Source organism: Micromonospora sp. C41 (assembly GCF_018070485.1).
Taxonomy (GTDB): domain Bacteria; phylum Actinomycetota; class Actinomycetes; order Mycobacteriales; family Micromonosporaceae; genus Micromonospora; species Micromonospora chalcea.
The window spans coordinates 137,317-155,597 of sequence record NZ_JAGPXP010000005.1 but is presented as its reverse complement, the minus strand read 5'-3'; the positions used below and the strand labels follow the sequence as shown (position 1 = coordinate 155,597).

Annotated in this window: 15 protein-coding genes; 7 read left to right on the top strand and 8 right to left on the bottom strand. The window is 72.5% G+C overall.

All coding sequences use genetic code 11. The annotated features are described in order from the left end of the window. Nucleotides 1-393: 393 nt before the first annotated feature. Entirely contained in the window at nt 394-1,803 is a 1,410-nt protein-coding gene (gene dnaB / locus KBX43_RS07995; protein WP_043327703.1) for a replicative DNA helicase, read from the top strand. Between the two features lie 6 nt (nt 1,804-1,809). Here the strand turns inward: dnaB and KBX43_RS07990 are convergent, their stop codons facing one another. From KBX43_RS07990 to KBX43_RS07970, 5 genes are all read right to left on the bottom strand, one after another. Continuing rightward, entirely contained in the window at nt 1,810-2,490 is a 681-nt protein-coding gene (locus KBX43_RS07990) for a maleylpyruvate isomerase N-terminal domain-containing protein (RefSeq protein ID WP_043330810.1), read from the bottom strand. Between the two features lie 107 nt (nt 2,491-2,597). Beyond that, complete coding sequence (locus KBX43_RS07985; RefSeq protein WP_210883924.1) at nt 2,598-2,978, bottom strand: zf-TFIIB domain-containing protein; 381 nt, start codon at nt 2,976-2,978, stop codon at nt 2,598-2,600. Nucleotides 2,979-3,001: 23 nt separating this feature from the next. After that, entirely contained in the window at nt 3,002-3,634 is a 633-nt protein-coding gene (locus KBX43_RS07980) for a phosphoribosyltransferase (RefSeq protein ID WP_069089303.1), read from the bottom strand. Continuing rightward, nucleotides 3,631-4,974: a glycosyltransferase 87 family protein gene (locus KBX43_RS07975; protein WP_209963785.1), complete on the bottom strand. Its 1,344-nt coding sequence runs from the start codon at nt 4,972-4,974 to the stop codon at nt 3,631-3,633. Before KBX43_RS07975 ends, KBX43_RS07980 begins: the two co-directional genes overlap by 4 nt. A 40-nt stretch (nt 4,975-5,014) precedes the next feature. Next, nucleotides 5,015-7,510 carry a putative bifunctional diguanylate cyclase/phosphodiesterase gene (locus KBX43_RS07970; RefSeq protein ID WP_370446811.1) on the bottom strand — a complete coding sequence of 832 codons (2,496 nt, stop codon included), beginning with the start codon at nt 7,508-7,510 and terminating at the stop codon, nt 5,015-5,017. A 670-nt stretch (nt 7,511-8,180) separates the two neighbouring features. Between KBX43_RS07970 and KBX43_RS07965 the strand changes: the two genes are divergently transcribed. The 5 genes from KBX43_RS07965 (at nt 8,181) to KBX43_RS07945 (ending at nt 14,118) form a co-directional block, all read left to right on the top strand. Further along, nucleotides 8,181-11,165: a tetratricopeptide repeat protein gene (locus KBX43_RS07965; protein ID WP_307851484.1), complete on the top strand. Its 2,985-nt coding sequence runs from the start codon at nt 8,181-8,183 to the stop codon at nt 11,163-11,165. A 236-nt stretch (nt 11,166-11,401) separates the two neighbouring features. After that, on the top strand, nt 11,402-11,893 hold the full coding sequence (gene moaC / locus KBX43_RS07960; protein WP_043327705.1) for a cyclic pyranopterin monophosphate synthase MoaC: 492 nt from the start codon (nt 11,402-11,404) through the stop codon (nt 11,891-11,893). Beyond that, a complete protein-coding gene (locus KBX43_RS07955) occupies nt 11,866-12,360 on the top strand; it encodes a molybdenum cofactor biosynthesis protein B (protein ID WP_187693502.1) in 495 nt (164 codons plus the stop codon). Before moaC ends, KBX43_RS07955 begins: the two co-directional genes overlap by 28 nt. A 37-nt stretch (nt 12,361-12,397) precedes the next feature. Continuing rightward, nucleotides 12,398-13,657, top strand: a complete 1,260-nt coding sequence (locus tag KBX43_RS07950; protein WP_210883923.1) for a molybdopterin molybdotransferase MoeA — start codon at nt 12,398-12,400, stop codon at nt 13,655-13,657. 35 nt (nt 13,658-13,692) lie between these two features. Continuing rightward, entirely contained in the window at nt 13,693-14,118 is a 426-nt protein-coding gene (locus tag KBX43_RS07945) for a molybdenum cofactor biosynthesis protein MoaE (RefSeq protein ID WP_187693504.1), read from the top strand. A gap of 4 nt (nt 14,119-14,122) precedes the next feature. Here the strand turns inward: KBX43_RS07945 and KBX43_RS07940 are convergent, their stop codons facing one another. Then, nucleotides 14,123-15,544, bottom strand: a complete 1,422-nt coding sequence (locus KBX43_RS07940; protein WP_210883922.1) for a glycosyltransferase 87 family protein — start codon at nt 15,542-15,544, stop codon at nt 14,123-14,125. 205 nt (nt 15,545-15,749) lie between these two features. Beyond that, a complete protein-coding gene (locus KBX43_RS07935) occupies nt 15,750-16,295 on the bottom strand; it encodes a DoxX family protein (RefSeq protein ID WP_030499461.1) in 546 nt (181 codons plus the stop codon). Between the two features lie 135 nt (nt 16,296-16,430). Between KBX43_RS07935 and KBX43_RS07930 the strand changes: the two genes are divergently transcribed. Next, nucleotides 16,431-16,979, top strand: coding sequence for a GNAT family N-acetyltransferase (locus KBX43_RS07930; protein ID WP_043330817.1), 549 nt, complete (start codon nt 16,431-16,433; stop codon nt 16,977-16,979). Nucleotides 16,980-16,992: 13 nt separating this feature from the next. Here the strand turns inward: KBX43_RS07930 and KBX43_RS07925 are convergent, their stop codons facing one another. After that, entirely contained in the window at nt 16,993-18,228 is a 1,236-nt protein-coding gene (locus KBX43_RS07925; RefSeq protein WP_030499459.1) for an ATP-binding protein, read from the bottom strand. Nucleotides 18,229-18,281: the final 53 nt, after the last annotated feature.

Genomic DNA, 18,281 nt, shown 5'->3' with positions numbered 1-18,281 from the left:
GGAGCGTGACCTCTCTCAACCCGAAAGTAAACCCGCTGTCCCAGGTGTCGCCGTTCGCAGCGATAGTACGGGACGAACGACGACAAAGCTCAGCCGGAAATCTTCCGTCCACAGGGTGGGGACAGTAAAAGCGCAGGTCAGAGGCGATACGCCCGGAATTCCCCATCACTTTTCCACACCCTGTGCACACCCTGCGCACATGCCGGTCCCCAGGCGTCCACAGGTTGTCCCGAGGCTCATCCACCGGCCTTGTTGAGTCGCTGACCTCGGGTTCCGTATCGTGGTCCCCCCGACCGCCGGGCGATGACCCCCGATCGACCGGAGGGGTCGGCGGAAGTTGTCACACCCCAGCGATAGAGCTGGACTCGATCCGACGCAGCAAGGGGGGCACCCGTGTCGGTCACCGACGAGGCGCGTACGGAACGGACCGGGGGGCAACCGTCGTCCGAGCCGCCGCCGCCGCGCGACGCGCCGTTCGAGAAGACACCACCGCAGGACGTGGCCGCCGAGCAGTGCGTACTCGGCGGCATGCTGCTGTCCAAGGACGCCATCGCGGACGTCGTGGAGATCCTGAAGACCAACGACTTCTACCGCCCCGTCCACGCCACCATCTTCGACGCGATCCTCGACATCTACGGACGCGGCGAACCCGCCGACCCGATCACCGTCGCCGCCGCGCTCGCCGACTCCGGCGACCTCGCCCGCATCGGCGGCGCGCCCTACCTGCACACGCTCATCGCCAGCGTGCCCACCGCCGCGAACGCCGCCTACTACGCCCGCATCGTCGGGGAACGGGCGGTGCTCCGCCGCCTGGTCGAGGCCGGCACCCGGATCGTGCAGCTCGGCTACGGCACCGGGCCGAGCGGCAGCCGCGACGTCGACGACATCGTCGACCTCGCCCAGCAGGCCGTCTACGAGATCACCGAGAAGCGCGTCAGCGAGGACTTCGCGGTCCTGGCCGACATGCTGCAGCCCACGCTCGACGAGATCGAGGCGGTCGGCGCCCAGGGCGGCGTGATGACCGGTGTGCCGACCGGCTTCACCGACCTGGACCGACTGCTCAACGGCCTGCACGCCGGCCAACTTATTATCGTGGCCGGCAGGCCTGGTTTGGGCAAATCAACCGCATCTATGGACTTTGCCCGAAATGCGGCGATCCGGGCCAACCAGGCGTCGGCGATCTTCTCGCTGGAAATGAGCAAGGTCGAGATCGTCATGCGACTGCTCTCGGCCGAGGCGCGCGTACCGCTGCACGTCCTGCGCAGCGGGCAGCTCTCCGACGACGACTGGACCAAGCTGGCCCGCTGCATGGGTGAGATCAGCGAGGCACCGCTCTTCGTCGACGACACCCCGAGCATGAACCTGATGGAGATCCGGGCGAAGGCGCGGCGGCTCAAGCAGAAGCACGACCTGAAGCTGATCGTGGTCGACTATCTCCAGCTGATGACCTCACCGAAGCGCACCGAGAGCCGGCAGCAGGAGGTCGCGGACCTGTCCCGTGGCCTGAAGCTGCTGGCCAAGGAAGTCGAGTGCCCGGTGATCGCGGTGAGTCAGCTGAACCGTGGCCCGGAACAGCGTACCGACAAGCGTCCGCAATTGTCCGACTTGCGTGAGTCGGGATCAATTGAGCAGGATGCGGACGTTGTTATCCTTTTGCACCGCGATGACTACTACGACAAGGAGTCACCGCGCGCGGGCGAGGCGGATTTTATTGTTGCCAAGCACAGGAATGGGCCGACCGACACGGTGACGGTTGCCGCGCAGTTGCACCTGTCGCGCTTCGTGGACATGGCGATCGTCTGAGCGGCGTCAGCCGAGCAGCGGGAACCAGCCGGCGGCCTCGCCCAGCTCCAGCCGGTCCCGGTCGGTCAGCGGCACCCGGCCGGCGGCCTTCAGCAGGTACTCGTGGTCGTCCCAGCCGGCCGGCCGTACCGCCTCGTCGCTGAGCAGCCCGTCCATGGTGGTCACCGCGACCCGCGTCGGGTCCGCCGCCGGCAGCGGCGCGTCCGGCAGGTCCACCACGAGGTCGAGGTGGTGGATGACCGCCTCGGTGGTCAGGGTGGCGAGCAGATGGGGTACGCGCAACACGTGACCCTGGGTGGTCACGTACCCGTCGGGGTCTATTGCGGTGGCCGCGCGGACGGCGGCGGGCGCGGTGTCGGACCAGAGCCGGACCACGCCGGTGGGCCGGTCGAAGGCGACGGCGGAGCGGCGTGCCCACCAGGCGTGCCGGGCGCTCGCGTCGTCGTCGCCGGGAGGGAACGCGCGCCAGTAGCTGACGTCGTCCACGTCGGGCGGCCCGGGTGCGGGGCTGGCCAGGGCGACGAGCGCGCGCTGGGCGTCGCAGAGCACGTGGAAGAGCAGGTCGGCGACGAGCCAGCCGCGGCACCGGGTGGGGCGTTGCAGGGCGGCGTCGTCGAGCGGGGTGACCACGGCGGTGATGCCGTCGTACGCCTGGGCCAGCGCTTCGTGCTGCCGGATCGGGCTCATGCCGTGCAGCCTGCCACGGCGCGCCACGCCCGGCACGGTGAAGAAAGACGACGACGGGCACGCCGGGTCGATGCGGCGCACCGGCCCGGCGTGGGCGACGTCGGCGGTCAGTCGAACAGTTCGCCGAGGAAGCCGTGCTTCTTCTTCCGGCGGTAGTGGCCGTGGTAGCCGTAGTGCTGCTGACCGTGGCCGTACGCGGGCTGGGCGTAGCCGTGGCCGGGCGGCGGCGGAGGCGGGGGCGGGGGGACCGCGCCGTAGCCGGGCTGGTGCGGCGCGGCGGGCGGGGGCGGCGGGTAACCGGCGCCGGACGGCGCGGGCTGGCGGGCGCCGCCGTGCTGCTGGTTCCAGTTGGCCTCGGCATCGAACAGCTTTTCCAGCTCGCCGCGGTCGAGGAAGATGCCCCGGCATTCGCCGCACTGGTCGATGACTACTCCGCTGCGCTCGTACTGGCGCATCTCTCCGCGGCACTTGGGACAGGTCATCTGCATGACAACGACGGTACCGGGTGTTTTCACGCAGCGGCGGTCAGCGCCTGCGTGACCTCGTCGTCGGTGACCTCGTGGAAGTCCTCGTAGTACGCGCCGACGGCGGCGAAGTCGGGCGGGAGTTGGCAGCTCACGACCGTGTCGGCTTCGGGCGCGAGCATCTCGTACGCCTGCTCGGAGCCGACCGGGACGGCGACGAGGACGCGGGCGGCGCCGAGGTGGCGGGCGACCTGGACGGCGGCGCGTGCGGTGGCGCCGGTGGCGAGTCCGTCGTCCACGACGACGGCGGTGCGTCCGGTCAGGTCCAGTGGCGGGCGGCCGCCGCGGTAGCGCTGTTCGCGGCGTTCCAGTTCGGCCTGTTCGCGGCGGCGGACCTGGGCGCGGTCGTTCTCGCTGATCCGGCCGGCGACCATCTCGTTGAGGATCTGCACGCCGCCGGGGCCGAGCGCGCCGTACGCGACCTCGGGCGCCCAGGGCACGCCGAGCTTGCGGACGACCAGCACGTCGAGGGGGGCGCCGAGCCGGTCGGCGATCACCCGGGCGACGGGTACGCCGCCGCGGACCAGGCCGAGCACTATGACGTCGGGTCGGCCGGCGAGGTCGGTCAGACGTTCGGCGAGTTGCCGTCCCGCCTCGGCCCGGTCGCGGTAGGTGGTCATCCCTCAGGTGTACGCCTTCCGGCCGCATCGCGCGGGGCGGTTGCCGGGAATGCCGTCGGGTCGCCTGGTCGGGTGAGCGCCAGCGCCGGGGCGAGCACGAGCAGCGCGATCGGGTAGAGCAGGTAGCCGAAGCGGGTGGAGGGCATGAGCAGGATCGCGGCGAGCAGCCCGTACCCGCAGATGATCGTGGTGGCGGCGGCGGTGCGCGGCGGGCGGCGCAGCAGCCGGACGGCGATGGCTCCTCCGGCGGCGACGAGTAGCGCGGCGGCGACCGCCCGGCCGGCCGGGAGCGTCTCGGCGATCAGGTGGCCGGGGAAGGGTGACTGGGCGGGGCTGGTGACCAGGCCGTGGCCGAGGGGGAAGCGCAGCACGTTCTCGACGAGGGCTTCGCGGTCGACGAGCAGCACCGGGATCAGTGCGAGGACTGGTAGGCCGAGGGCGCCGAGGGCGGTGCGGAGGGTGGCGCGGCGGGTGGCGGCCCAGAAGAGCAGCACGAGGGCGATCGGCCAGGCGAAGAGTTTCAGCGCGCCGGCGGCGCCGACGGCGAGACCGGCGCGGCCGGGTCGGCCGGTGGCGGCGAGTGCGAGGGCGAGCAGGCAGAGCGCGAGTACGGGCAGGTCGTCGCCGCCGGTGGCGAGGGTGAGCGCGCAGACGGGCAGGACGGTGGCGGCTTGGACGGCGCGCAGCACGGCGGCGTCGCGGCGGGGCGCGGCCGGGCCGCCGCTCGCGCGCAGTGTGGCGACGAGGGCGATCACTGTGAGCGCGGTGACGACGGCGAACCAGACGCGGGCGTCGGTCCACCAGGCGTCCACCGCGGCGCGGGGCAGCCCGAACAGGGCCATGCCGGGCTGGTAGGGGGTGTAGCCGAGGAGTTGTTCGCCGGGGGGCAGCGCGGCGATGGCGTCGGGACCGAGGTAGGGGGTGCCGTGCTCGGCGAGGCGGGCGCCGGCGTGTTCGACCACGATCACCTCCTCCTGGGCGCGGTCGGTACGCCCGCCGGCCCGTTCGAGGCTCTGCGTGACGATCGGCAGCAGCGCGGTGGTGGCCCAGGTGATTCCGGTGACCGTCCAGCGTGCGGGCAGCGCGGCCAGGGGTGTGCCGGGGGCGCGGCGGCGGGCGAGCAGTTGCGTGGTCGCGGCGAGGGTGGCGAGCGCGTACCCGATGGTGGCGACGGCGCCCCAGGCGCGGTGCGGCGGCAGTGTGGAGGTGGCGGCGGTGACCGCGGCGAAGACGGTGGCGGCGGCGTAGAGGCCCAGGTCGAGGGCGAGACCACCGGCTGCGGTGTCGAGTGCCGACCAGCGGCGGGAGACGGTGGTTGCGGGGTCGGCGTGGGCGGTCACGCGGGCCAGTCTGGCAGACCGGCGCGGTGGCCCGGCGGGGTCAGGGTTGCCGGGAGTCGCCGGCGGCGGACGGGTTGGGGCGGGTGCGGGCGCCGCCGGCGCGGCGTCCGGGGAGGCGGATCACGGCGCCCGCGTCGTGCAGTGCCGGGGCGAGCGCGCCGGTGCGGCCGCCGTGGCCGCGCTGGAGGCTGGCGAGCAGCGCGGCGGCGGGCAGTGGCCGGGCGAACAGGTGGCCCTGGCCGGCGGCGCAGCCGAGTTCCCAGAGGGCGCGGCGCTGGGGTTCGCTCTCCACGCCCTCGGCGACGACTGTGAGGTTGAGGCTGCGGCCGAGGTCGAGGGTGGAGCGGATGACGGCGGCGGCCTCGGGCGCGGTCTCCATGGCGGTGACGAAGCTGCGGTCGATCTTCAGTTCGTGTACGGGGATGCGGGAGAGCAGGGAGAGCGACGAATAGCCGGTGCCGAAGTCATCGAGCGCCAGGCGGACGCCGGAGTCGCGCAGGCGGCTGAGGACGCGGTCGACGACGTCGAGCTGGCTGAGCGTGAGCGTCTCGGTGAGTTCCAGCACGAGCCGGTCCGGCGGGAGGTCGTGGGCGCGCAGCCGGGCCAGGACCGCGCCGGGGAAGCGGGCGTCGAGCAGGCTGCGGGGTGACACGTTGACCGAGACGGGCAGGTCGAAGCCGGCGTCGCGCCAGGAGCCGGCGGCGATGAGCGCCTGGTCGAGGATCGCCTCGGCGAACGCGGGCAGCAGGCCGGAGCGTTCCACCGCTTCGAGGAAGCGCAGTGGGTCGATGAGCCCGTGGGTGGGGTGGTGCCAGCGGGCGAGGGCCTCCGCGCCGATCACCTCGCCGCCGGCGAGGTCGACGATGGGCTGGAAGTTGACTGTGAACTCGTGGTCGGCGACGGCGCGGGGCAGTTCCCCGCCGAGGGTGAGCCGGCTGAGGTCTGCGGTGTCGCGGGCGGGGGCGTAGGTGGCGAGTCGTTGGCCGGCGCGTTTGGCCTGGTACATGGCCACGTCGGCGCGGCGAAGCAGCTCGGGCATCCCGCCGGTGGCGGGGGCGACCGCGATGCCGCCGCTGGCTTCCACGCTGATCCGCATGCCGTCCACGTCGAGCGGGTCGTGCAGGGCGTTGAGCAGGGCCTCGGCGCGGTGGGAGGCGACGGCCGGGGCGGGCAGGCCGCGCAGCAGCACGGCGAACTCGTCCCCGCCGAGCCGGGCGACCAGGTCGTCGGGGCGGGCGGCGTCGCGCAGCCGCTCGGCGACCTGGATCAGCACCTGGTCACCGGCGCCGTGGCCGAGGGTGTCGTTCACTTCCTTGAAGTGGTTGAGGTCGATCAGCACCAGCGCGGTGACGCCGTCGGCGTGCCGGGTGGTGAGCTGGGCGCTGCCCTCGTCCAGCAGGTGGCGCCGGTTGGACAGGTCGGTGAGGGCGTCGTGGGTGGCGGCGTAGGCGTGGTCCTCGGCGATGCGGGCGAGTTCGGCGTACGCCTGGGCGTTGCGGACCGCGGTGCACAGGGCGGAGGCGAAGGTACGCAGGGTGTACTGCTCGCGCTCGGAGAGTTCGACCGGACCGGCGAACCGTAGCCGCAGCACGCCGAGGTCGTCGGTGCGGTTGTGGCCTTCCAGCGCGACCGGCATGACCCGGCCGTCGATGTCGCTGGGCTGGGGCGACGTTCCGTCGTACGCGATGCCTGCGGCGTTGCCGCGGACGGTGCGTCCGCCGTCGCGCAGTTCGATCTCGATCTCGTCGGCGGAGAAGAGTTCGCTGGCTTCGGTGACTGCGGTGGTCAGCACCTGGTCGAGGTCGACCACGTTGAGCGCGTCGGTGGCGCGGGCGAGTCGTTGCCACGCCTGCTGCTCGGTGCGGGTGCGGATCCGCGTGGAATAGGCCAGGTGGAGGCTGAGCACCAGTGCCGGCACGGCGAGCAGCAGCCGGGGGTCGGCCCGCAGGATGAGTACGGTGCAGGCGGCCACCAGGAAGCGGACCGCGAAGCCGGCCACCCGCAGGTCGAGGTCGGTGCGGAACTGCCGCACGATGGGCGTGCCGGACGCGAGCGCGATGACCGGCATCGCGAGTAGGTCGTCGAGCACGGCCGCGACGAGGTAGACGACTCCGAGCAGCAGAACGATCTGGAGCGGCTCGCGGGGCGGCCACGCGTTGCCGAGCAGCAGGATGACGAGAGCGCTGCCCCCGGCGACCAACGTGTGCTTCGCGACGCCGAATGCGGTCTTGATGGGCGCGAGTCGCGTGACCGAGCCGCAGGCTACGCCGATGCCGGTTGCCAGGATCAGCCAGGAGGCCGGCGCGACGGCGAGACCGACGACGATCGCAGTCTCGACCCAGGCGAAGGCCACTGTGGTCGACCGGATTCGCACCGGCGTCTTGATGACTGTGGCCAGGGCGACCGTCACCACCAGGGCCGTGACGGTGACGAGGTCACGTACGGAGTCCGGTGGCTCTGCCCAGACGGCGATCAGTGCGGCGAGCGCGACGAACGTCGCGCACACGCTCAAGACGGACACGATCACGCGCAGCATGGGCTCGACGGCTTGTCGGCCGTCCGCTGTTCGGCTCAACCGGCATCACCCGCCGCTCACCGTCGGAATGCGATGAGCGGCAGCCTACCCCTTCGCCGGAAATATGAGAACTCTCAGTTCCATTCGGTGCTACGCATTTTGCCGCCTCCTCGGATATCGAAACGGGTCGTGGTTGCTTGATGACCAAAAGGTTCGTCAGTTCCATTCGGTGCTGCGCATTGTCACGACCCTCCTCGCATATCTCTCTTGGCGCTTCGTGGCGCCCCCTGTCTTGGAAGAGCAGGTTAGAGCGTAGGTAGGGCGATAAGGAAGCATTAATGTCGGTATGCGCAATATAAGTAACTATTGCGGAGTAAATGACGTTGTGTCCACGGGGTGTATGCGGAGCGGAGCCGATCGTCTCCTTCATGTACCCGCGTAGTCGCTCAGCGCCATGGGAATGGCCTGAGGAGCCTTACGTCGCCTGTAGCGTCGTCGTGGCGGCGGAACATTACAACCGTGCTTTGGGCGGCTTTCACCGCCGGGTCGGACGAGAGTGGTGTCGGTGTGCGAGACCGCTGCCGGGGCAACGGGTTTGTGACTAATCGATTACGCTCCCGTGTGCCCGTGGACAAGAGCCGACTGGGGCCGGAACAGCAGCATGGAAATCCAAGTGGTCGGTGGTCTGGCGGTGCGGATCGGCGCCGCGGGCCTTTCGCTTGGAACCCCCAAACAGCAGCTGGTTCTGGCGCTGCTGGTCGTGCGGGCCAATCAGTTGGTCCCCATGCACGACCTGGTGGACGAGTTGTGGCCCGACGATCCGCCTCGCTCCGCGATCGCCAATGTCCGGACCTACGCCGGCAACCTGCGTCGCAGCCTCGACTCGTACGCGGATGACAGGCTCAGGATCGTCCGTGAGCCCGGTGGCTACCGACTCCTCGCCGACGAGAGCCTCATCGACCTGTACCGGCTGACCGCGCGCTGGCGCCACGCTCGGGAACTGATGCGGGCGGGAGCGCCGGCGCAGGCGGTCCCGTTGCTGGAGGATGTGGGCGCCGCGGCGGCCCCGCTGCTCGCCGGGCTGACGCTGGGGCCGGTGCTGACCGCCCGGCGAGAGGCCGCGAGCCAGGAACGCCGGGCAGCCCTGGAGTCGCTGGCGGAGGCGCATCTCATCCTGGGGCGCCCGGAATCGGCGGCGTCGCTGCTGCGTGAGGAGGTCTCGCGTCAGCCTCTGTGGGAGCGCGCGCAGTGTCTCCTGATGCGTGCCCTCACCGCGGCCGGTGACGCGGGTGGCGCGCTGGCCGTCTACCGCGCCGCGCGCGAGGCCCTCACCGGCGAACTGGGCGTGCCGCCCAGCGAGGAGATGGAGCAGTTGCGGGTCGCGGCCGCCCTCGCCCGTCGGCGGGTCCCGAACTCCGTCACCGAGGCGGAAACAATTCGGAAAAGATCCCGTACGCATGACTGGCTGCCGCGCACGGTGCCGGATTTCGTCGGCCGGAAGGAAATTGTCGATCGCTTGTTGCACGACGTGCGCGAGCGGTCCGGCGGAGTCCCGACGATCCGCCTGATCGACGGCATGGCGGGCTGCGGCAAGACGACTCTCGCCCTGCACGTGGCCTCGCGGTTGGCCGAACGCTTCCCCGACGGGCAGCTCTTCGTCGACCTGCGCGGGCACACCGAGGACACGCGGATGACGCCTACCGCAGCGCTTGACATCCTTCTTCGCCAAATGGGTGTGCCGGCCGGCCGGATACCGATGGAACTGCCCGATCGATTGGAAATGTGGCGGCGAGAACTCGCCACGAGGGCCGCGATGGTGGTGCTCGACAACGCCGCCGACAGCCGGCAGGTCGAACCGCTGCTGCCCACCTCCGGGCCGGCGGTGGTGCTCGTCACCAGCCGGCGTCGCCTGCTGGCGCTCACCGAACGGCCGCCGGTGTCCCTCGCCGTTCTCTCCGAGCCCGAGGCGCTGCAACTGCTCACGACACTTGTCGGGGACGGGCGGGTGGCAGCCGAACGGGAGGCCGCACGCCGCCTGGTCGGCATCTGCGGCTGTCTGCCCCTCGCGGTCAGGCTGGCCGGCACCCGCCTCGCTCACCGGCCGGACTGGCGGATCTCCGATCTCGTCGACAGGTTGAACGACAGATCGATGATCCTTCCCGGTCTCCGGACCGAGGCGCGGAGCGTGATCGAGGCGTTCGCCGAGTCGTACGAGCCGCTCGACGAGGCGTGCAGGAGAACCTTCCGATCCTTCGGGTTGGTCACCGGCGGTCACCTCGACACCGCCATGGTCGCCGCCCTAAACGATCTGCCGTGGCGGGAGGCGGCGGACGTCCTCGACGAACTGGTGGACCGCAACCTCGTGCAGGAGACCGCGGCGGGCCGGTACCGCCTGCACGATCTGATGAGGCGGTACGCCGCCGAGTTGGCCCGGGAGGAGGACGAGCGGCCGGCGCGCCACGCGGCGGTACAGAACCTGTTGGATCACCTGCTGCACTCGGTGGTGCGGGCCTCGGCGCAGACCGAGGACAGCGGCGTACTCGCGCTGCACCTGCGGCTCGGGGAGCCGCGCCGCGCGGACCTGCTCGTCGGACGCGAGCACGGCGATCTGGACTGGCTGGAGGACCAGCGCCTGAATCTGATCGCCTTCGCCCGCCAGGCGGCTGAGGAGGGCCATGAACCGATGGCCTGGCGGCTCGCGCGCGCCAGCTGGCGCTTCTTCTACACCCGGGGCTACTTCGACGACATCTCGGTCACCCACTCCGCGGGTCTGGCAGCGGCCCGACGGTGCGGAGATCGGCACGCCGTGGCTCTCATGCACAACTACCTCGCGTCGGCCTGTGTGCGTACCGGCGCTTTCCAGGACGCCTCCACCCACCTGCACGAGGTCGTCTCGATCCTCACCGGGCTCGGGGACGCAGCGGGCGCGCAGCGGGCGCGGTTCAACCTCGGTGTGGTGTACTGGCTCACCGGTCGACTTCAGCAGTCGCTGGAGATCAACCGCCTGACTCTGCGCAGCAACGTGCTGGACACCCTTCCCGTTCTGCCCAACCTCGGCCTCACGCTCCGCTGCCTCGGCCGGTACGACGAGTCGATGGCCGTTCACCGGCTCCACCTCTTCGTCGCGCGCACCAGGCAGGACCCGTTCCACATGTCGAACGCGCTGGGGCACCTGGGAGGCGTCAGGTACCGGCTCGGGCAGAACGCGCAGGCCGAGCGCCTGCTACGCGCCTCGCTGGCGCTCCGGGACCGCACCGGCAGCGGCTTCGCCCGCGCCGAGACGATCAGCGACCTCGCCGGGACCTACCGCCAGCTCGGCCGCTACGAGGAGGCGTTGCGGCATCATGAAGCCGCCATCGAGGCCGCCGCCGCTTCCGGTGAGCAGCAGGTCCAAGCCGAGGCGCGCAACGAGCTGGCCGTCACCCTGCGAGCCGTCGGCCGAGGCGGGGAGGCCGCCGCCGTGCTCGAGGAAGCCCTCGCCATCGCCACCCGGATCGCCCACCCGTACGAGCAGGCCCGCGCCCTCAGCGGTTTGGCGGAGCACCTGGTGGACGAGCAGCCGGTCGAGGCGCGACGGTACCGGCAACGGGCCCTGGCGATCTTCGAACGGATGGGCGCCCCGGAGCGTCACGAGTTGCGGCGGCAGCTCGCCGCGATGCCGTCACCACCGACCTGACCCGCCTTATCGATTTCTTATCGCAGCGTTCGTTAGCGTCCCGCCATCGGCCACGGGGAGGGCTCACCGCCAGGGCGGGCCAGGCCGAGCGAAGGCCCCCACCGCCAGTTCCCCCCAGCGAATCGGCGGTGGGTAGGTGAGGGAGGGGCGTCGTGGATCTGCACCCGACACGGCGCTCCTCCCCGCCGACGGCCGGGAGCACGCGCGTCGTCGTACCCGGCGGATAGGGTCGGGCCGTGACCGAACCCGCGCAGCTCACCCACGTCGACCCGGCCGGCGCGGCCCGGATGGTCGACGTCTCCGCCAAGCCGGTCTCGGGCCGGCTCGCGGTCGCCGCCGGCCGGCTCCGCACCACCGCCGAGGTGGTCGAGCTGCTGCGGCGCGACGGCCTGCCCAAGGGCGACGCGCTGGCCGTCGGCCGGCTCGCCGGCATCATGGGCGCCAAGCGCACGCCCGACCTGATCCCGCTCTGCCACCCGATCGCGCTGCACGGCGTCACCGTCGACCTCGACCTGACCGCCGACACGGTCGAGATCACCGCCACCGCGAAGACCGCCGACCGGACGGGCGTCGAGATGGAGGCGCTGACCGCGGTGGCGGTCGCCGGCCTCGCTCTCATCGACATGGTGAAGGCGGTCGACCCGGCCGCCTCGGTGGAGGCCGTCCGGGTGCTCCGCAAGGAGGGCGGCAAGACCGGCGAATGGGTCCGGCCGGAGGACCGGCCGTGATCCGGGCCCGGGTGATCGTGGCCTCCAACCGGGCCGCCGCCGGGGTGTACGAGGACACCAGCGGCCCGCTGCTCGTGACCGGCCTGCGGGAGCTGGGCTGCGAGGTCGACCCGCCGGTGGTGGTGCCGGACGGCGATCCGGTCGGTGAGGCGCTGCTCGCCGCCCGCGAGGAACGTGTGGACGTGGTGCTGACCAGCGGCGGCACGGGCATCACCCCGACCGACCGCACGCCCGAGGTGACCCGTGCGCTGCTCGACTACGAGATCCCCGGCATCGCCGAGGCGATCCGCGCGTACAGCCGCGACACCGTGCCGACCGCGGCGCTGTCCCGCGGGCTGGCCGGGGTGACCGGCCGGACGCTCGTGGTCAACCTGCCCGGCTCGCGGGGCGGCGCCCGCGACGGCCTTGCGGTGCTCGGGCCGATCCTGCGGCACGCGGTCGACCAGCTTCGCGGCGGCGACCACTGAACCCGCGGGCCACGTGCCCCGGCGCTAGGCTCGCCGGATGAGCACGGAAACCGAAGCCGCCGCGGCCGAGGCGGGCACGCCACCACCGGCCGGGTGGGAGGAGGCCCGCTCCCGGGTGTACGCGGTGGGCCTGTCCGCCGCGCTCCCCGCCGTCGCCCGCCCGCTGGCCGAGGCCGACGGGCACACCCTCGCCGAGCCGTTGACGACGCGTACCGACCTGCCGGCGTTCCCCACCTCCAGCGTGGACGGCTGGGCGGTGCGGGGCCCAGGGCCGTGGCGGGTGGTGGGCCGGGTGCTCGCCGGGCACACCGCCGCGCCGCTGGAGACCGACGGCAGCACCGTCGAGATCGCCACCGGCGCGATGGTGCCCGAGGGCACGACGGCGATCCTGCGGATCGAGGAGTCGACCCGCACGGCGGACGGCCTGGTGACCGGCACGCCCCGCCCGGCGCCGGAGTGGCGGGAACCGGGCGAGGAGGCGTACCTCGGGGAGGAGCTGTTGCCCGCCGGCACGCCGGTGGATCCGGCGGTGCTCGGCCTGGCCGCCTCCTGCGGGCACGACACGCTGCGGGTCCGCCGCCAACCCCGGGCCGCGCTGCTGGTCTTCGGCGACGAACTGCTCACCTCGGGCCCGCCGGGCGCGGGCCGGGTCCGCGACGCGCTCGGCCCGTCGGTGCCCGCCTGGCTGCGCCGTTACGGCTGCCAGGTGCGTACGGCCGACGTGGTCGGCCCGGTCGCCGACACGCTGCCCGCGCACGTGGCGGCGGTGCGGGGCGCGCTCGCCAACGCCGACCTGGTCTGCACCACCGGCGGCACCATGCACGGGCCGGTCGACCATCTGCACCCGACGCTGGAGGCGCTCGGCGCCGACTACGTGGTCAACACGGTGGCGGTGCGCCCGGGCTTCCCGATGCTGCTCGCCCGGCTGGTGGGCGACGACGGGCGGGTGCGGTTCGTGGCCGGTCTGCCGGGCAACCCGCAGTCCGCGGTGGTGGCGCTCGTGTCGCTCGTCGCGCCGCTGCTCGCCGGTCTCACCGGCCGGCCGATGCCGGTGCTGCCGCACGTGACGCTGGCCGAGCCGATTCCGGGGCGCGGCGACTACACCCATCTGGCGCTGGCCCGCTGGGACCGGGTCGCCGGCACGGCGTACCCGGTGCGGCACGTCGGGTCGGCGATGCTGCGCGGTCTCGCGGGCGCGGATGGTTTCGCGGTGATCCGGCCCGGCGCCAGCGGCGCGGCCGGCGACCGGGTGCCGCTGGTGCCGCTGCCGCTGACCCCCGGGGAGCGTGCCGGGTGAGCGCGACGAACGAGCCGACGGGAGACGTCGTGACGGTGCGGGCAGGCGTGGTGCTCGGCGCGGTGACCGACCGGCCGCTCGACCTGGCCGCGCACGAGGCGGCGGTCGCCGACCGCCGGGCCGGCGCGGTGGTCTCCTTCCAGGGCGTGGTCCGCGACCACGACCACGGGCGGGGGGTCACCCGGCTGGAGTACGAGGGCCACCCCACCGCCGAGGCGGTGCTGCGTGAGGTGGCGGCCGAGATCGCCGCCGACCCGGCGGTGTACGCGGTCGCGGTGTCGCACCGGATCGGCCCGCTGGAGATCGGCGACGTGGCGCTGGCGGCGGCGGTCAGCACCGCCCACCGGGCGGCCGCGTTCGCCGCGTGCGCGCGGCTGGTCGACGAGGTGAAGGCGCGGCTGCCGATCTGGAAGCGGCAGGTCTTCGACGACGGCACCGAGGAATGGGTGAACTGCCCCTGAGTGCTCAGCGCCGGCCGGCGAGCGCGGCCGCGCGGCTGAACCGGTCGTGGTAGAACGCGGGCTCGGCTCCCGGACGCCACGGCAGCGCCGCCACCAGCACGATCAGCGCGATGGCCAGGGAGTTCTCCATCAGCGCGCCGAACAGGCCGTCCTGGTAGTGGGACACCTCGGGGAGTTGGTGCTCGTACGGCCAGATCGGTGAGATCAGGAACAGCAGGTAGAGCCCGAGCGCGCCGACGCCGTGGCGGAGCCCGGTCAACGTCGGGTACCAGATCGGCGGGCGCAGCGCCGGCACACCGTTGGCCGAGGGGCCGCTGCCGCGCAGGGGCAGGCCACGGCTGGCGTCGCGGCGGCGTACCGCGGCGTCGGCCAGCACGATGATCGCCGGGATGACCCAGATCAGGTGGTGCGACCAGGAGATCGGGCTGATCACGTTGGCGGTGAGCCCGACGAGTGTGAACGCGGTCAGCTCGTCGCCGTCGGCGCGGGCGCTGAGCGCGCGGGACAGGCCCAGCGCCAGGAGCAGCACCGAGAAGGCGAGCCAGAGCAGGCCGGGCGTCTCGATCGAGTCGTAGAGCCGCGCCAGCAGCCCGGCGAGCGACTGGTTGGCGGTCATGTCCGCCGCGCCGACCCGCTCGGTCTGCCACAGCACGCTCGTGAAGTACGCGCGGGACTCCTCACCGACCAGGCCGAACGTCGCGATGGTCACGCCGATCGTGGTGCCGACGGCGGTGAGCGCGGCGCGCCACTGCCGGGTGAGCATCAGGTAGGCGACGAACAACGCCGGGGTGAGCTTGACGGCGGTGGCGAGCCCGATGCCGACGCCCGCCCACGCGCCGCTGTAGACGAAGCGGGCCAGCGGCGAGGCGGCGGTCTCGTGGTGGGTGCCCCGCTTGGCGCGCCAGCGCAGGCCCACCATGTCGGCCATGACGAGCGCGAACAGCAGCAGGTTGACCTGGCCGTAGCCGAGCGTCTCCCGGGACGGCTCGATGGCCACCGCGAGCGGGGTGGCGATGCCGACGGTGAACCAGAGCGGCCAGCCGAGCCGGTCCACGATGGGGCGCAGCAGCGCCGCCAGGACGACCGCGAGCGCGGCGATGCTGGCCAGGGCGTTGACGAAGCCGGCGCCGTCGACGGGCAGCCAGGACATCGGGAGCATGACCACACCGGCGAACGGTGGATAGGTGAAGCCCAGTGTCGTCGACGGCGCGACGAAGTCGTACAGCTCGTTTCCGCTGGCCCACCACACCACCGCGCCGTGGTAGATCTTCATGTCGAAGAAGTTGTACGGCCGTCCGAAGGCGCCGATGGCCAGCCACGCGGCGTACGACACGGCGGCCACGATCCCGAGGCGCACGACGGTCCGGCGGTCGACGCGGGAGGTCGGGGCGAGGCGGTTGGTCCGTCTACCGACTGACGTCGGCATGGCGTGGCCACCCCCGTACCAAGGTCGTCGTACCCGTCCAGGTCCAGAACGGAGCCTAGAACGGCGCCTCACGTTGCTGCCTCCCGCGTTACGCGACCGTGTCCGATCCCACACGTGTTTGCGACATTTCCACCGCGTTAACGGGTCTCGGACGGTTCAGGTGATTGGTGGCCTTGCGGGGGGTGGTGGCCGTACGAAAGGGGTGTCAACCAGGGATTCGGCGGGCGGCCGCCGCGGAGCGTACGGCGATCTTCGCATCGCGGCGGGCGGTGCGGACCGCGCGCGTGACCGACCGGCGCGAGTGGTCGATCCGGTGGCCGGCGCGCCAGCGCAGCCCCGGCTTGCCCTCGGTGTCGGCGGCGGCGAGGAGGAGGCCACCGAGCAGGCCGAGGTTCTTCAGGAAGTGGACCTGGTTGTTGTTGCGCGCCGCCGGGTCGTCGTTGTTCCAGAAGGCGTGACCGGCGGCGGTGGTCGGGATCAGGGAGCCGGCGAGCACCAGCGCGGCCGGACGGGTGAACCGGCCGGTGGCCAGCATCAGACCGCCGACGAGCTGGGTGGCGGCGTTGGCCCGGATGAGCGACACGGTGTCGGTGGGGATGCGCGGGTGCACGTTGCGGATCAGCGGGGCGACCTTCCCGGTGACCGGCTCCGCGGCCTGCACCAGGCGTTCCGGGTTGCGCAGGTTGCGGGCGCCGCTGACCACGAAGATGCCGCTCAACATGACTCGGGCGAGGGAGCGCACGGGCTTCATGGCTCAGTCTTACCCCGTCGAGGGCGTCGTCATCCCCGCAACACACGAAAGGTATCGGCCGACGTGGACGTCCGGACGGTATCGATTTCAGCGACCGTCGCGGATGGACCGGTCGCGTTCGGTAAGGTCGCGCGGGTGACGACGCTGCGACTACGCCCGGAGGGCCCCGCCGACGAGCCGGCGGTGGCCCGGGTGCTGGCCGCCGCCTTCGCCCGGCCCGACGTGGCCACCCCGCCGGAGGTCGGCCTGGTCGAGGAGCTGCGGCACAGCCCGGCGTGGATTCCCGAGTTGGCCATGGTCGCCGAGTACGGCGGCGAGGTGGTGGCGTACGCGCTGCTCACGCGCGTCGGCGTACGCACCGACGACGGCCGCGTGTGGCCGGCGCTGGCGCTGGGCCCGGTGGCTGTGGCACGGCACCGGCAGCGGCTCGGTCACGGCACGGCGGCGGTGCAGGCGGCGCTCGACGCCGCGACCGAGCTGGGCGAACGGCTGGTGGTGGTGCTGGGCGACCCGGCGTACTACCGGCGGTTCGGGTTCGGCCCGGCGGACCGGCTGGGCCTGACCAGCCCGTGGTCCGGGCTGGGCGAGCCGTGGCAGGCGCTGGTGCTGCCGCCGTCGGCGAGCGAGGAACCGCCACCGCCGTCCGGCGAGGTGGTCTTCCCACCACCGTGGTCGCGGGTCTGAGCGGTCGCGGCCGTCACGCGGGCTGGGTGCGCAGGTAGCGGCCGAAGTGCGGGACGGTGAACGCCACCGTCCCCCGCTCGCCGGAGTAGATCAGCCCCTTCTTGATCAGCGCGTCGCGGGCCGGGGAGAGGCTGGCCGGCTTGCGGCCGAGCGCGCGGGCGATCTCGGCGGTCGGCACCGCGGCGTCCATGTCGTCGCGGCTGCCCTCCTCGCCGTCCACCAGCGCCAGCGTCGCCATGGCGCGCATGTACTCGCGTTCGGCCGGGGTGGCCCGCTCGAACCGGGAGCCGAAGAACCCCACCGCCAGTTCCGCCTCCGCCTCGGGCGCGGCGACCCGGACGTCCGCCGCGGTGATCGGCGAGCGGGGCGCGTGGTCCCAGGTGGCCTTGCCGTACGCCTGGACGAAGTAGGGGTAGCCGCCGGACTTCTCGTAGAGCAGGTCGAGGGCCTTCTGCTCGTACTCGACCTCCTCCCGCTCGGCCGGCGCGCAGAGCGCCTGGTCGGCGGCGATCCGGTCGAGCCGGTCGATGCGCTGGTAGCGGTAGAGCCGCTCGGAGTAGGACTTGGCGGCGCTGAGCACGGCGGGCAGGTGCGGCAGGCCCGCGCCCACCACGATCAGCGGCGCGCCGAGCTGGGACAGCTCGTGGCAGGCGGCGCAGAGCGCGGAGACGTCCTCGGCGCCGACGTCCTGCATCTCGTCGATGAAGATCGCGATGCCGGTGCCGACGTCGGTGGCGACCGCTGCCGCGTCGCTGAGCAGTTCGACCAGGTCGATCTCGATGTCGCCGGAGTCGGCGCGTCCGCTGCTCGCGGGCACGTCGATGCCGGGCTGCCAGCGGTCGCGCAGCTTGGGCGCCGCGCCGCCGCGCCCGGTGGGGGCGGACCGTTGCGCGAACGCCTTGAGTACGCCGAGGAAGGCGTCGATCCGGTCCGGGGCGCGGTGCCGGGGCGCGAGTTCGCGGACCGCCATGTGCAGCGCGGCGGCGATCGGGCGGCGCAGCGACTGGTCCGGCCGCGCCTCGATCTTGCCGGTGCCCCAGAGGTGGTTGATCGCCTCGGACCGCAGCGTGTTGAGCAGGACGGTCTTGCCGACGCCGCGCAGCCCGGTGAGCATCAGGCTGCGTTCGGGCCGGCCACGCGCGATGCGTTCCAGCACCACGTCGAACACGTCCAGTTCCCGCCCCCGCCCGGCGAGTTCGGGCGGGCGCTGGCCGGCGCCCGGCGCGTACGGGTTGCGGACCGGATCCACGAATCGCACAGTATCGGCTTCTCTAGCGGCCAGGCTAGACGTGCGTAGATGCA

Bases quoted from the DNA above. Each gene is read 5' to 3' on its own strand.
- KBX43_RS07990 (WP_043330810.1), bottom strand. From the start codon at position 2,490: ATGAGCCCGATCCGGCAGCACGAAGCGCTGGCCCAGGCGTACGACGGC.
- KBX43_RS07985 (WP_210883924.1), bottom strand. From the start codon at position 2,978: ATGCAGATGACCTGTCCCAAGTGCCGCGGAGAGATGCGCCAGTACGAG.
- KBX43_RS07980 (WP_069089303.1), bottom strand. From the start codon at position 3,634: ATGACCACCTACCGCGACCGGGCCGAGGCGGGACGGCAACTCGCCGAA.
- KBX43_RS07970 (WP_370446811.1), bottom strand. From the start codon at position 7,510: ATGCTGCGCGTGATCGTGTCCGTCTTGAGCGTGTGCGCGACGTTCGTC.
- KBX43_RS07955 (WP_187693502.1), top strand. From the start codon at position 11,866: ATGGGTCCGGCCGGAGGACCGGCCGTGATCCGGGCCCGGGTGATCGTG.
- KBX43_RS07950 (WP_210883923.1), top strand. From the start codon at position 12,398: ATGAGCACGGAAACCGAAGCCGCCGCGGCCGAGGCGGGCACGCCACCA.
- KBX43_RS07940 (WP_210883922.1), bottom strand. From the start codon at position 15,544: ATGCCGACGTCAGTCGGTAGACGGACCAACCGCCTCGCCCCGACCTCC.
- KBX43_RS07935 (WP_030499461.1), bottom strand. From the start codon at position 16,295: ATGAAGCCCGTGCGCTCCCTCGCCCGAGTCATGTTGAGCGGCATCTTC.